The 14,269-nt window shown below is 61.9% G+C and carries 14 protein-coding genes; 9 read left to right on the top strand and 5 right to left on the bottom strand.

Annotated features, from left to right (window positions below):
• Nucleotides 1–6 precede the first annotated feature (6 nt).
• From BUE21_RS07000 to BUE21_RS07020, 5 genes are all read right to left on the bottom strand, one after another.
• Nucleotides 7–1,344 (bottom strand): ABC transporter substrate-binding protein, encoded by a 1,338-nt coding sequence (locus BUE21_RS07000; RefSeq protein WP_073355974.1) that lies wholly within the window; start codon nucleotides 1,342–1,344, stop codon nucleotides 7–9.
• Nucleotides 1,345–1,425: 81 nt separating this feature from the next.
• Nucleotides 1,426–2,493: a branched-chain amino acid ABC transporter permease gene (locus BUE21_RS07005; RefSeq protein ID WP_073355975.1), complete on the bottom strand. Its 1,068-nt coding sequence runs from the start codon at nucleotides 2,491–2,493 to the stop codon at nucleotides 1,426–1,428.
• A gap of 47 nt (nucleotides 2,494–2,540) precedes the next feature.
• Nucleotides 2,541–3,422, bottom strand: a complete 882-nt coding sequence (locus BUE21_RS07010; protein ID WP_073355976.1) for a branched-chain amino acid ABC transporter permease — start codon at nucleotides 3,420–3,422, stop codon at nucleotides 2,541–2,543.
• Between the two features lie 25 nt (nucleotides 3,423–3,447).
• Nucleotides 3,448–4,266, bottom strand: a complete 819-nt coding sequence (locus BUE21_RS07015; protein WP_073355977.1) for an ABC transporter ATP-binding protein — start codon at nucleotides 4,264–4,266, stop codon at nucleotides 3,448–3,450.
• 5 nt (nucleotides 4,267–4,271) lie between these two features.
• Nucleotides 4,272–5,453: an AMP-binding protein gene (locus BUE21_RS07020; protein WP_073355978.1), complete on the bottom strand. Its 1,182-nt coding sequence runs from the start codon at nucleotides 5,451–5,453 to the stop codon at nucleotides 4,272–4,274.
• Nucleotides 5,454–5,801: 348 nt separating this feature from the next.
• Between BUE21_RS07020 and BUE21_RS07030 the strand changes: the two genes are divergently transcribed.
• From BUE21_RS07030 to BUE21_RS07070, 9 genes are all read left to right on the top strand, one after another.
• Nucleotides 5,802–7,220, top strand: a complete 1,419-nt coding sequence (locus BUE21_RS07030; RefSeq protein ID WP_073355980.1) for an LLM class flavin-dependent oxidoreductase — start codon at nucleotides 5,802–5,804, stop codon at nucleotides 7,218–7,220.
• Between the two features lie 110 nt (nucleotides 7,221–7,330).
• The gene (locus BUE21_RS07035) at nucleotides 7,331–8,593 is read left to right on the top strand and encodes an acyl-CoA dehydrogenase family protein (RefSeq protein ID WP_073355981.1); all 1,263 of its coding nucleotides are present in this window, start codon (nucleotides 7,331–7,333) and stop codon (nucleotides 8,591–8,593) included.
• 142 nt (nucleotides 8,594–8,735) lie between these two features.
• A complete protein-coding gene (locus BUE21_RS07040) occupies nucleotides 8,736–9,818 on the top strand; it encodes a siderophore ABC transporter substrate-binding protein (RefSeq protein WP_159435821.1) in 1,083 nt (360 codons plus the stop codon).
• A 93-nt stretch (nucleotides 9,819–9,911) separates the two neighbouring features.
• Nucleotides 9,912–10,937: an ABC transporter permease gene (locus BUE21_RS07045; protein WP_084523004.1), complete on the top strand. Its 1,026-nt coding sequence runs from the start codon at nucleotides 9,912–9,914 to the stop codon at nucleotides 10,935–10,937.
• A 19-nt stretch (nucleotides 10,938–10,956) separates the two neighbouring features.
• Nucleotides 10,957–11,979, top strand: a complete 1,023-nt coding sequence (locus tag BUE21_RS07050) for an iron chelate uptake ABC transporter family permease subunit (protein WP_084523008.1) — start codon at nucleotides 10,957–10,959, stop codon at nucleotides 11,977–11,979.
• A gap of 21 nt (nucleotides 11,980–12,000) precedes the next feature.
• On the top strand, nucleotides 12,001–12,762 hold the full coding sequence (locus tag BUE21_RS07055) for an iron ABC transporter ATP-binding protein (RefSeq protein WP_073355982.1): 762 nt from the start codon (nucleotides 12,001–12,003) through the stop codon (nucleotides 12,760–12,762).
• A 191-nt stretch (nucleotides 12,763–12,953) separates the two neighbouring features.
• Nucleotides 12,954–13,229: a hypothetical protein gene (locus BUE21_RS07060; RefSeq protein WP_073355996.1), complete on the top strand. Its 276-nt coding sequence runs from the start codon at nucleotides 12,954–12,956 to the stop codon at nucleotides 13,227–13,229.
• Nucleotides 13,229–13,645: a type II toxin-antitoxin system VapC family toxin gene (locus tag BUE21_RS07065; protein ID WP_073355983.1), complete on the top strand. Its 417-nt coding sequence runs from the start codon at nucleotides 13,229–13,231 to the stop codon at nucleotides 13,643–13,645. Before BUE21_RS07060 ends, BUE21_RS07065 begins: the two co-directional genes overlap by 1 nt.
• 325 nt (nucleotides 13,646–13,970) lie before the next feature.
• On the top strand, nucleotides 13,971–14,269 hold a 299-nt coding region (locus BUE21_RS07070; RefSeq protein WP_234971027.1), incomplete at its 3' end, for a helix-turn-helix domain-containing protein.

Genomic DNA, 14,269 nt, shown 5'->3' on the forward strand with positions numbered 1-14,269 from the left:
GGGCAATCAGCCTTCCTTGCTGCAATCGCGCGGGGTGATGCCTTTTTCCTGAGCGTATTTGCGGGCCGATGCCTCGATGATGGGGCGCAGGAAGGCGCGGTCGGCCTGCACCCAGTCGCTGATGAGGTTCCACTTCTGGCCATCCCACTGCTGGAAGCGGATGGCTCCACCGCCTTCATGGTCGGCGCAGGAGAGCTTGAGCTGCTGCACCAGCCCTTCTGCCCCCAGCTCCTTCAGGCGGGCGGCATCGATGTGGATGTTCTCGAAGCCCCAGCGCACCTGTTCGCCTGTCAGGGGCTTGTGGCCGAATTTCTTCTGCGCCACCAGCACGGCTTCCACGTTCAGGATGCCATTGACCACGCCCAGGTTGTAGTTCACCGTGCCGAACTGCTTGGCATCGGCCAGATCGCTCTGTCCCTTGTCGAACACGTCGCGCCGGATGCCTTGCAGCACCGGGAAGCTGTCGCCCGAGGGGTGCGTGGTGATGGAGATGAAGCCCTTGGCGGCATCGCCTGCCGGAATCACGTCTTCCTCGGAGTTCGCCCAGATGTTGCCGACGATGCGATCGACCGGATAGCCCACGCGCTGGGCGGCGCGGATGGCCACCGGGTTCATCACGCCAAAGCCGCGCAGAATCACCCAGTCGGGCTTGATGCGGCGCACGTTCAGCCATTGCGACTGCTGCTCGTTGCCGGGGTGCGGCACTTCGATCTGGGTGACTTCAAACCCCAGCTCTTTGGAGAGGGTCTCGACGATGTTGTGGGTTTCCTTGCCGTAGGGCGAGCCGTGGTAGAGCACGACGATCTTCTTGCCCTTGAGCTGGGCCTTGCCGCCTTCCTTCTCGCCGATCCAGTTCAGGATGGCCGACACTTCCGAGAAGGGGTTGAGTTGCAGCGGGAACACATACGGGAAGACGCTGCCGTCGGTGGAATCGGTGCGGCCGTGGTTGATGGTAATCAGCGGCAGCTTGTCGGCGGTGGAGCGATCCAGCGTGGCGTAGGCAATGCCCACCGACAGCGGATTGGTGGCGGTGGCGGGTGCGCCGTTGAGGCCTTTTTTCAGGCGTTCGTAGCATTCCACACCTTTTTCCACCACATACTCGGTCTCGCACTCGCTCCAGGTGAATTTCACCCCGTTCGCGCCGCCGTTGGCGTTGATGTATTTCAGGTAATCGATGAAGCCACCGTAAAAGCCGGTGCCGGAAGCGGCATAGGGGCCGACGCGGTAGCTTTGCAGCGGAAAGTATTGCTCGTTGCCGGTCTGGGCATGGGCGGCAGGCACGGTGGCAGCGGCCAGCAGGGCCAGCGACAGGCTGACCGAGAGCAGGGATTTCTTCAATGGCATGGTGAGGGTTCCTTGTGTGAGGAGATAACGGGATGGATGAAAAAGCGGGGGCTGGCGCAGGTGGCGCAGGTGGCGCAGGCCTCAGTAACGCAGTGGCCAGATGCGCAGCCGGGTGCGCAGGCGTTGCCACAACTGCGCCAGGCCTTGCGGCTCCTTGATGAGAAAGGCGATGATGAGCAGCCCGAAGATGACTTTTTGCAGGTTCTCGACCTGCCCGGAGTCCAGCAGGCCCGCAGGCAGATAGCCCGCCAGATGCGAGAGCAGCACCGGAAACAGCACGATGAAGGCCGCCCCCAGAAAATTGCCCACAATGCTGCCCAGCCCACCGATGATGATGATGAACAGAATCTGGAACGAGCGGCCCAGATCGAAGCCGTGCGGCTCCACGGTGCCCAGGTAGGCAAACGCCCACAGGCACCCGGCCACGCCGAGGTAAAAGCCGCTGATGGCAAAGGCCAGCAGCTTGGTGCCCAGCAGCGGAATGCCGATGACCGAGGCGGCGGTGTCCATGTCGCGCACGGCCATCCAGCTGCGCCCCAGATCGCTGCACACCAGGTTCTTGCCCAGCCAGAACAGCGCGACCACCACACCCAGCGTCAGCAGGTAACGCCCTTGCGGTGAACCCAGGTCGAAACCCAGCCAGTGCAGCGGCGGGGCGGTGATGACCCCGGAAGTGTTGTGGTTGGTGAACCAGCTGTATTTCACCAGCAGCCAGGGCACGAAGAACTGCGCGGCCAGGGTGGAAACCAGCAGGTAAAAGCCCTTGATGCGCAGGCTGGGCAGGCCAAACAGCACCGCCACCAGTGCGGCCACCCCACCGCCCAGCGCGAAGGCCAGCAGCAGCGGAAACCCTGGAATGCGCACCAGAAAGTTGTAGGCCGCAAAGGCCCCCACGGCCATGAAGGCCGCAGACCCCAGCGACAGTTGCCCGGCATAGCCCGTCAGCAGGTTCAGCCCCAGCCCGGCCAGCGACAGCACCAGGAACGGCACCAGAATGGCATTGAACCAGTAGTCATTGCCCAGCAGCGGCACGGCGACAAAGGCGAACACCAGCGCAAGCCACAGGGCCACACGGTCCTGACGCAGGCGGAACACGCGCCGGTCTTCGCGGTAATGGCGGCTGAACTGGCCGGATTCGGTAAACAGCATGGTGCGGCTCCACTCGTCGTTAATCGGTCACAGGAAAAAAGAGGCAGTCACACCCGGTCGATGCTGCGCTCGCCGAACAGCCCGGCCGGGCGCACCAGCAGGAACAGCAGGGCCAGCACATACGGGAACCAGTTCTCCAGCCCGCTGCCCAGCACCGGCCCCAGGTAAATCTCGGCCAGTTTTTCGGACGCTCCCACGATCAGGCCGCCGACAATCGCGCCACTGATGGAGGAAAAGCCGCCGATGATGAGCACCGGCAGGGCCTTCAGCACCACCAGCGACAGCGAGAACTGCACCCCCAGCCGCGCACCCCACAGCAGCCCGGCCACCAGGGCCACGAAGCCTGCCACCGCCCACACCACCGCCCAGATGACGGGCAGGCGAATGCCCACCGCCTGCGCGGCCAGCGGGTCATCGGCCACGGCCCGCAGCGACAGCCCCAGCCGGGTCTTGCCGAACAGCAGCGACAGCACCACCACCAGCACTGCCGCCACGCCTGCCGCGAACAGATCGAACGGGGAAAGCAGCAGCCCGGCCAGTTCCATCGGCGCGTCGCTGATGCCCAGGTCCAGCCCGTGTACCTTGGTGCCCCAGATGAACTGCGCACCGCCTTCAATCACATAGGCCAGCCCCAGCGTGGCCATGAACAGCGTGATCTGCGAGCGGTTCACCAGCGGACGCAGCAGCACCCGTTCAATCGCCAGCGCGAGTGCCACCATCGCCGCCAGCGTGACCAGCAGCGACAGCCAGAACGGCAGGCCGCGCTCCAACAGGCTCACGAAGGTCAGTGCCGCGAACAGCACGGTGGCCCCCTGTGCGAAGTTGAAGACTCCGCTGGCCTTGTAGATCAGCACAAAGCCGATGGCGACCAGCGAATACATCGTGCCGGCCAGCAGACCGCCCAGCAGCACTTCCAGAAAAAACGCCATGATGTCGATGTCCTTTGCAAACGGGTTATCCGGGGGGCACACCTTGGCGGTGCGGCGCGGTATGGCGCGTTCCCAGGTAGGCGCGCAGCACCTGCGGGTCGTTGCGCACCGCTTCCGGGCTGCCGTCACCGATTTTGCGGCCGTAGTCCAGCACCACCACATGGTGGGACAGGCCCAGCACCACGCCAATGTCGTGCTCGATCAGCACCACCGTCGTGCCCAGTTCGCGGTTGATGTCGCGGATGAACAGGCTCATCTCCTGCTTTTCCTGCGCGTTCATGCCCGCCATTGGCTCATCCAGCAGCAGCAGGCGCGGTTGCGCTGCCAGTGCCCGCCCCAGTTCCACGCGCTTTTGCAGGCCGTAGGGCAGGGTGCCCACCGGCGTGTGCCGCCAGGGCTGGATGCGCAGAAAGGCCAGCACGCGCTCGGCCTGCTCCCGCTGCACGTCGTCGTCGTGGCGGGCGCGGGGCAGGCGCAGTGCCTGCTCCAGCCAGGTGCTGCGGCGGTGCAGCCTGCGCCCGGTCAGGATGTTGTCCAGCACGCTCATGCCCTTGAACAGCGCGATGTTCTGAAAGGTGCGGGCAATGCCGCGCCGGGCGGCATCGTGCGGATTCATGCGCTGGCGCACCACACCATCGAAACGGATGCTGCCCTGCTGCGGCTGATAGACCCCGTTGATGACGTTCAGCAGCGAACTCTTGCCCGCGCCATTGGGGCCGATGAGTGCGCAGATTTCACCGGGCTGCACCGCAAACCCGATGTCGCTGATGGCCTTGACCGCCTGGAATGACAGGGTGATGCCCGACAGCTCCAGCAGGGGCGCGGGTGCATGGCTCTGGCTCATGCTCGTCACTCCTGTGGGGCGACTGTATCTACTGCGTCGCCAGCTTCGCGCCAGCCGCCCACCGGGCGCACCTGCACTGCGCCATCCGCCGAGACTGGGGGCTGTGGCGCAAGCTGTTGCATGTCTGGCCAGTGGCGGATCGGAATCTGCAACTGCTCGAAAAACCGCCATACATCATTCGGCAGTGGCTCGCCCAGCAGCAGCGGCAGGCGCACGCGGCTGAAGCCGATCACGTCGCGCAGCGGGCGCGTCACCAGCCCATGCCCCAGACTGCGCCGCAGCCATCCGCCCTGTGGCTGCAAAGACCAGTCCACCAGACGGCGCAGGCGGCTGCCTGGCTCCGGCAGGCGTTGCTGGAGCAGGTGGTACAGGCGTGTGTAGGTGTCGCGCGTGCCAGCGACCAGCGTGGGGCCGAGTTCGCGCCGGTCGTCATCGCGGCTGGCCTGGTTTTCCGGGAAGTTCAGGCTGAAGCCTGCCAGCAGCCAGGGGGCCAGCAGATAGCGCAGTTGCGCGCTGGTGGCAAAGGCACGCGCGGCGAATGCGGTTTCGTGGCTGCCGATGCGTTCGGCAGATACCAGATGGTGGCCTTCGCGCACCGCTTCGGCATGGGAGACGGACTGCTGCACCGCCCCCTGCGGCGGGCTGTATCGCCAGAAAGAGAAGGCTGCCTCATCGGCATGTGCCTGTACCTCTGGCCCGGCGGGGCTGCCGGAGGACAGCAGTTCGGCATACGATTGCAGGAAAGGCTGCTGCTGGCGATCGAACCCGCGTGCATCCAGATACACCAGCCGATGCGGAACCTGCGGAAGGGCCAGTACGCCACGCGCCTGCTCCAGCGATTCGGCAAACACGAATTCGGCGTGCAGATGGCGCAGCAGGGCCGACTGGTCGGTGGCGGATGAATCGGGTTCCAGCAAGGTGGCCACACCGCCCAGCCAGGTGGCCGCCAGGGCCAGCAGCAGCGCGTGGGGCGAGGGGTGGCTGAGAATCAGCAGGCGTTCACGGCGGCCAAACCCCTGCCGGTTCAGGGCAGAGGCAAGGCTGGCGGTGTCGTCGGCAATCTGCTGCCAGGTTTTTTCCTGCCAGATGCCCAGGTGCTTGTGGCGCAAGGCCACACCGTGCGGACGCTGGCGGGCATTGTGGCGCAACAGGCTGACCAGAGTGGGGGCGGTGTCGTCGTGGCTCATGGGCGATGGAAACAGGCAAATGGCATGGATGGCCTACAGCAGAAACAATGCCATCCCATCAATCCATTGAATTTCAATGACTTGAACTGCATGGGCCGTGGCAGACAGCCGCCAGTGCTGTGTTTCCGACAGCACTTTTGCTGAACGGCTGTTGCTGGAGAGGCAGCCATTCCCTTGGCCATGCGGGCTGTTGGCCGGCCAACAGTGCGTTGGCAAAGTGTTGCTGCCGCAACAGAAAACCACCGAATGATTTACTTAAATTATTGAAATGAAATGATTTTCTGCGTGGCATGAATTGTGCAGAACAGTGCCCATTGATTTGCACAACATCCAAGGAGTTCTTCCATCATGGCTTCCCCCTCCCGCATCATCCTCAATGCCTTCGACATGACCTGTGTGAGCCACCAGGCCGCAGGCACCTGGCGGCATCCCGACAGCCAGGCGTGGAAGTACAAGGACCTGGATTACTGGGTCGATCTGGCCAAATTGCTGGAAAGCGGCTTTTTCGATTCGCTGTTCATTGCCGACGTGGTGGGCGTGTACGACGTGTACCGTGGCTCGGTGGAGACCTCGCTGATCGATGCCGATCAGGTTCCCGTCAATGACCCGTTCTTTCAGGTTCCCGCAATGGCACTGGCCACCAAGCACCTGGGCTTTGGCGTGACATCGGCGCTGACCTATGAGCTGCCCTACGCACTGGCGCGCAAGTTTTCCACCCTCGATCACCTCACCAAGGGGCGGGTGGCGTGGAATGTTGTCACCTCCTACCTGAACAGCGCGGCCGTGAACCTGGGGCTGCGCCAGCAGATTTCGCACGACGAGCGTTACGATCTGGCCGACGAGTTTCTGGAAGTCAGCTACAAGCTCTGGGAAGGCTCCTGGGATGAAGACGCGGTGTTGCGCGACCGCGAGAAAGGCATCTTCACCGACCCCACCAAGGTGCATCCCATCGGGCACAAGGGCAAGTATTTTGAAGTGCCGGGCATTCACCTCTCGGAGCCGTCGCCGCAGCGCACACCGGTGATCTTCCAGGCGGGTGCGTCCAGCCGGGGCCGGGCCTTTGCCGCCAAGCACGCCGAAGGCGTATTCATTGCGCCCGCCACCGTGGCGCAGGCGCGGGTCGTTGCCGATGACATCCGCGACCGTGCCGAAAAGGAAGGCCGCCGCCGCGATTCCCTGAAAGTCTTCGCCCTGCTGACGGTGATTACCGCCGAGACCGACGAAGCGGCACAGGCCAAGTTCGAGGAATATCTGGGCTACGCCAACGGCGAGGGCATGTTGTCGTTCTACGGTGGCTGGACGGGCGTGGACTTTTCGGAATACGACCCGGATCAGCCGCTGGAAGCCATCGACAACGACAGCATCCGCTCGGTGCTGGAACTGCTCTCCACCGCCGACCCCAATCGCAAGTGGACACCGCGCGATGTCATCAAGTATCGCAGCATTGGCGGCCTGGGGCCGGTGCTGGTCGGTGGTGTGCAGAAAGTGGCCGATGAGCTGGAACGCTGGGTGGACGAAGGCGGCATCGACGGCTTCAACCTCGCCTACGCCATCACCCCCGGCACGTTCGAGGACTTCATCCGCCTGATCGTGCCCGAACTGCAAAAGCGCGGCAGGGTGCGCACCTCCTACGAACACGACACCCTGCGCGAGAACCTGCTGGACCGTTCCGGCAGCTACACGGCCGAGGATCACCCCGCCAGCCAGTACCGGGGCGCGTTCCGCAATGGCGAAAACGCCACTGCCCACACTAGGGCGCGTCAGTGAAGTGGCGCAATCGTTGCAGGCCGAAGGTGCGGCACTGGAACGCACCTGACACTGTTCTGAAAACCACCTGCCCGCCGTATTCCCGTCACTTTTTTCCTATTCATCCGACCATGAGCGAATCCATCCAAACCCTTGCCAATCCCCTGGCCACCGGAACCGACTACGAGGCACTGGCCGCACGCTTTCGCCCGATTTTTGCGCGCATTGCCGAAGGCGCAGAGCAGCGCGAACGCGAACGCATCCTGCCCGCCGAAGCCATTGGCTGGCTCAAGCAGGCCGGTTTCGGTGCCGTGCGCGTGCCGGTGGAATACGGCGGAGCCGGAGCCTCTTTGCCGCAACTCATCCAGTTGTGGATCGAGCTGGCCACCGCCGATTCCAATCTGGTGCAGGCCCTGCGCGGGCATTTCGCCTTCGTCGAAGACAAGCTCAATGCCCCGCCCAGCGCGCACCGTGAAGTGTGGTTGCGCCGCTTCGTGGCCGGTGAACTGGTGGGCAATGGCTGGACGGAAGTGGGTGCAGTGAAAATTGGTGATGTCATCACCAAGGTCGCCCCCAGCGAAGACGGCAGCCACTGGTTGCTCAACGGCACCAAGTACTACAGCACCGGCAGCATCTTTGCCGACTGGATCGATGTCTATGCCCAGCGCAGCGACACCGGCGGCGCAGTGATTGCCGCCGTCAGCACCCACCAGGATGGCGTGCAGCAAAGCGACGACTGGGACGGCTTTGGCCAGCGCACCACCGGCAGCGGCACTTCGGTGTTCCAGAATGCCAGGGTGGAACAGGAGGAAGTCATCGACTTTGCCGAACGCTTCCGCTACCAGACCGCGCTCTACCAGCTCAACCTGCTGGCCGTGCTGGCGGGCATCGGCAAGGCCATCGAACGCGATGTGGCCGCCCAGGTCGGCAAGCGCACCCGCATCTACAGCCACGGCAACGCCCCCAGGGTGAGCGAGGACGCGCAGATTCTCCAGGTCGTCGGCCATATCTCGGCGATTGCCTATGCTGTGGAAGCCACCGTGGTGCGCTCGGCCCAGCCCGCCCAGGCGGCCTACGAGGCACGCTTCGGCCAGGATGCCGAAGTGGAGCGGCAGGCCAATATTGCGGCGGAAATCGAATCCGCCCAGGCGCAGGTCATCGTCTCGGAGCTGGTATTGCGTGCTGCCACCGAACTGTTCAACGCATTGGGCGCATCGGCCGCCAGCGAAAAAATCGCACTCGACCGCCACTGGCGCAATGCCCGCACCGTCTCTTCGCACAACCCGCTGGTGTACAAGGCCCGCATCATTGGCGACTGGGTCACCAACGGCACCGAGCCGCCCTATGTCTGGCAAATCGGCAACACCCCGGATGCAGAAAAACGCGCTGCCTGATCCCGTGTTGCGCCACCCATCACCACCATCCTGCGGGTGGGTTTTGACAGTGCATATATCAGGACTTTGAACGGGGACAAGCCGTTGCATCGTACAATCAAAATCCTGACAATCATTCGCATTTGTTATGCAGGCGGCGCACATGTTTTCTTCGGCTTCTCAGACCCGTTTCTCCCGTTGGCCTTCTCTGGTCTCCCGCAGTGCCACGGGCCTGGTGGCGGCCTTGCTGGTGGCGCATGGCAGTGTCCATGCGGCCGACGCGCCAGCCGCAACCTCGGCTGCCACCGCACAGGCAGGGCAGGGGGCCGATGCCACTCCTGCCGTGGCGCAGTTGCAGCGCGACGGTGACCAGGTGGTGGTGCGCCATGCCAAGGGGCAAGCGCGTTTCGCGCACAACCCGCAAACCGTGGTGGTGTTCGATCTGGCCACGCTGGACATTCTGCACGCGCTGGGGGTGGAAGCCGTGAAGGGCGTACCCGCCTTCAAGATGCCCGACTCCCTCAAGCAGTACGAAGGCGAAGCCTATACGCGCGTGGGCAGCCTGTTCGAGCCGGACTACGAAGCCATCCGTGCCCTCCAGCCCGATGTCATCCTGATTGGCCGCCGTTCCGAATCGCGTTTCGATGACCTGAACAAGCTGGCTCCCACCGTCGGCATGGCCATCGACGAAAGCAGGCCCGTCGAAAGCATTTTCACGAATGTGCGCACACTGGGCGCATTGTTCGACCGGCAGGAGCAGGCCGAAGCCCTGATTGCACAGACCCGCCAATCCATTGCAGAACTCAAGGCCATCGCTCCGCAGGCCGGGCGCACCCTGCTGCTGTTGAGCAGTGGTGGACGCATCAACAGCTATGGGCCGGGGTCGCGTTTCGGCATGGTGTTCGATGAATTCGGCTTTGTGCCGGTGCGCGAAGACTTCTCGGCGGCACGGCATGGCCAGTCGATCTCGTTTGAGTACATTCTTCAGGCCAACCCGGACTGGCTGCTGGTCATGGACCGCGATTCCGCGATTGGCCGCGAAGGCGAAGCCGCTCGGCGTTTGCTGGACAACGCGCTCATCCATGCCACCAACGCTTCCCGCAAAAAGCAGATCGTGTACCTGAACGCCGTGAACTGGTATGTGCTGGACGGTGCAGGCATCCGCGCCTTGCAGGACAATGTCGCCCAGTTGCGCAACGCACTGACCGCAGGCGTGAAGTCCAGCAACACCGCTGGCGCACGCTGATCGTTCATTCCCAGGCAGCAGGGCAGGGCATCTGCTGCGCTCTGGCAGAGTTCCCCTGGCCCATGCCATTGGCCTGCCTCATTCTGTTTTTTCATGGCGACTTCCTCCCTTTCCTCCCTCCCCGCAGCCACGCCTGCCCCGGCATGGTGGCGTGGCTCCGGCGGCCTGGTTCTGCTGGTACTGGTCTTGCTGGCCCTCTCGCTGTGCAGCATCATGGTAGGAGCCAGCCAGATCAAGCTGGCGAATGTGTTCAATGCCGATTCTGACGATTTGGTCTCCAAGGTGCTGTTCACCAGCCGCGTGCCGCGCACACTGGCCCTGATTCTGGCCGGGGCCAGCATGGCCGTAGCCGGGATGATTATGCAGATGATTGCACGCAACCGCTTCGTGGAGCCATCCACCGTCGGCACCGTCGGCTCTGCCAGCCTTGGTATGCTGGCCGTTGCTCTGGTCGCTCCCGGTCTGCCCATGCTGGGCAAGATGGGTGTGGCTGCGGTTTTCGCGCTGGTGGGCACGGCCGTGTTCATGCTGATTCTGCGCCGCCTGCCGGTGCGCAATGCCTTGCTGGTGCCGCTGGTGGGGCTGGTCTTTGCCGGCATGATCGAGGCGGCCACCGCCTTCTTTGCCTACCGCTTCGAGATGTTGCAAGCCATCCGCGCCTGGACCACCGGGGATTTTTCCGCCATCCTGAAAGGGCGTTACGAACTGCTGTGGATTTCGCTGGGCCTGACTGTGGCCGCCTGGTTTGCCGCCGACCGCTTCACCGTCATCGGCATGGGCGAAGACGTATCCGCCAATCTGGGCGTGAACTATGGCCGCTGGATGGCCGTGGGGCTGGTCATCATTGCGATGGTGACCGCCTCGATTGTGGTCACTGCCGGGGTGATTCCATTCCTGGGGCTGATCGTCCCCAACCTGGTCAGCATGGTCATGGGCGACTGGATGCGCCGTTCGGTCATCTGGGTGGCCCTGTGCGGCGCAGTGCTGATGCTGGCCTGCGACGTGCTGGGGCGGCTGGTGATCTATCCGTACGAAATCCCGATAGGTACCATTATGGGAGTGCTCGGCAGCCTGCTGTTCCTGGGCTTTCTGTGGCACAAGCGCGCACAGCTTGGATGATTTTGGTGAAGAAAGGCAGATGCAATTGAATTCCCCGGCTTCTCTGCACCATGCTCATCCCATAGCGGTGGCATCGCCTGGCCGCTGGAGCGGGCAGGCATGGCGGCTGCTGGCTCTGGGGCTGCTGGCCCTCGTCTGCTGCGGCCTGTTCATGACGCTGGGCGTGAAAACCGACTGGGCGTTTGTGCTGGAGTTTCGCGGCACCAAGCTGGCCGCCATGATCCTCGTGGCCTGGGCGGTGGGTGTCTCCACCGTGCTGTTCCATACCATCACGCACAACAAGATTCTGACGCCTGCCATCATGGGCTTCGACTCGCTGTACCTGCTCATTCAGACCACTGGCGCATTCGTGCTGGGCATGAATGTCGTGACCGCCATCGATCCCACGCTGAAATTCGTGGGTGAAACCGCCCTGATGGTGCTGTTCGCCTGGCTGCTTTTCCGGCTGCTGTTCTCCGGCGCGGTGCGCAGCCTGCACCTGATGCTGCTGGTGGGCGTGGTCATGGGCGTGTTGTTCAAGTCCATGACCAGCCTGATGCTGCGGCTGATCGACCCCAACCAGTTCGGCTCGCTGCAAGACCGTTTCTTTGCCAGCTTCAACCTCGTGGCCACGCACCTGGTCGTGGCCGCTGCGGTGGTGGTGCTGGCGGTCAGTGCGTATTTGTGGTGGTTGCGCCGCAGCTTCGATGTCATCAACCTCGGGCGCGACATGGCCATCAACCTGGGCGTGGATTATCCGAAGGTGGTGATGCGGGTGCTCGTCTGCGTGGCCATTCTCGTATCGGTTTCCACCGCGCTGGTCGGACCGGTGACATTCTTCGGGTTGCTGATTGCCAATCTGGCCTACCAGATCATGGGCACGTCGCGCCACCGCTGGACGCTGCCTGCGGCCGTCATCCTGGGCGTGGTGGCACTCGTGGGCGGGCAGATGGTGCTCGAGCGCGTGTTCGCCTTTAACTCCGCACTGAGCATCGTGATCGAGTTCCTGGGTGGAATGGTATTCATCGCACTGCTGCTGCGCAAAAATGGCCGCACGGCATAACAGAAAAACAAGGTCAAGGGCATGATTCAGGCGCAAGCAGTCAGCAAGCAATACGGCAATGCCGTGGTGGTGGACAATGTCTCGCTCACCATTCCGCGCGGGGGCTTCACCTCCATCATCGGCCCCAATGGAGCGGGCAAATCCACCATGCTGTCCATCATCAGCCGCCTGCTGCCCATGAGCAGCGGCACCGTCACCATCGACGGGCTGGATGTCACCCGCACCCCCAGTGACGTACTGGCCCGCAAGATGGCCATTCTGCGCCAGGACAACACCATGTCGCTGCGCCTGACGGTACGCGATCTGGTGGCCTTTGGCCGTTTTCCACACTCGCAGGGCCGCTTGACTCCGGCCGACGTGGCCAAGATCGAAGAATCGCTGGCCTACCTGAACCTTCAGGAACTGGGACATCGTTACCTCGACGAAATTTCTGGCGGGCAACGCCAGCGCGCCTTCGTGGCGATGGTCATGTGCCAGGACACCGACTATGTGCTGCTGGACGAACCACTGAACAACCTCGACATGCACCACGCCGTGGCCATGATGCAACTGCTGCGGCGACTGGTGGACGACCACGGCAAAACCGTGGTGGTGGTGGTTCACGACATCAACTTTGCCTCCACCTACTCAGACCACATCATCGCCATGCGCCAGGGTAAGCTGGCCTACCAGGGCACACCCGACGAACTCATCACCGAAACCGTGCTGCAAGACCTCTACCAGATGACCCTCAAAGTCCACACTATCGAAGGCCAGCGCATCTGCGTATATTACCGCCACTGATTCCATGCAAGCAGACTGCATCGGAAAATTCATCCAATGTCATTGTGCTGTCAAAAACGGAGAAGCAAGCCAGTGGCTAACGCTTAAAACACCCCATCAGGCCCTGTGCTTGATAGGGATTCTTATGTGTGATTGCCAGAATGGTATCATTGTCATGACATACAAGCATATTTTGGAAGATGGAGGTGAGAATGACTATCCGTACTTTTTCAAGCCGTGAATTCACACGCGATGTCAGTGCTGCAAAGAGAGCTGCGATTGAAGGGCCAGTTTTCATCACAGATCGTGGCAAGCCACGTTTTGTATTGCTTACCATAGAAAATTACTTTGCCCAATCCGGTGCGCAAGAACCGTCTTTTCTGGAGATGATGGATTCCATTGATGGGGGCGGTGATGACATCGACTTTGAAGTGCCACGTCTTTCCATGACCTTGAGGCCCGTGCATCTGGAAGATGGTGAAATTTGATGTATTTGCTTGATACGAACACTGTGTCGGAGTTGCGATCAGGCAAGCGTGGCCAGTCCGAAGCTGTGCGTGCATGGGCAGCGCAAGTTCGTCCGAACCAGCTATTCTTGAGTTCGATTACGGTGTTAGAGATTGAGATTGGGATCCAGCTTTTGGAAAATCGGCATCCTCCACAAGGTCAGGCCATCAGGACTTGGTTTGAAAATGTACGCCGCAGTTTTGCTGGGAGGATACTGGCGTTCTCTGAAGATACGGCAGTTGTCTGTGCCAGGCTGCATGTTCCTGATCCCCGGTCATCCTATGACAGCATGATTGCTGCTACCGCGATAGAGCATGGCTTCACCGTTGTCACGCGCAATGTCAAGGACTTTGAGAGAACAGGCGTTCAGTTGCTCAATCCTTGGAGTTTTGTGTGAGAACATGATTCCTCGTCCATTTTTTTTGGAAATTTTGGAGATCATCATGGCAAACCCAGGCACAAGCACCCGAGTATTTCAATTTGCACACCAGCGGAATCGGATACCTTAATCGAGTCAGTTATCGGGTAGAGCCAGAGCCTGTGCTGTTGCGTCCCAAGCTGCCACAGTTGCCCCCTGGTGATGAGGCAGGCAAAGCCGTGCAGGTCTCGCCACTGGCGATGGAGTTCATGCAATGGCTGCAAGAATCATTGGTGAGTCGGGAGGTTATAGATCCGGGCCATAAATAAAAAGAACTTATAGTCATCCACGTTGTCCTATGAGCATGGACAAAGATGACGCACGCCGACTCAGCCCGGCAGAGCAACATGAACGTCGCCGGCAGGTGATTCGTAGCTTCAAACGTGGCACCAACAAACGGCAAATTGGTCGAGATATTGGCCTGAGCTACTCGGCCGTGTGCACCACCATTGAACGCTACGAAACCGGTGGCGCAAAGTCCCTGGCCCCGCGCCAACGCGGGCGCAAGGTCGGCGAGCAGCGCAGCTTGAGTGCCCAGCAAGAGGCGCACCTCCAACGGCTGATTTGCGAGCGTCGGCCCGAGCAGTTGAAGATGGACTTTGC

This window comes from Lampropedia hyalina DSM 16112 (assembly GCF_900129055.1).
Taxonomy (GTDB): Bacteria; Pseudomonadota; Gammaproteobacteria; order Burkholderiales; family Burkholderiaceae_C; genus Lampropedia; species Lampropedia hyalina.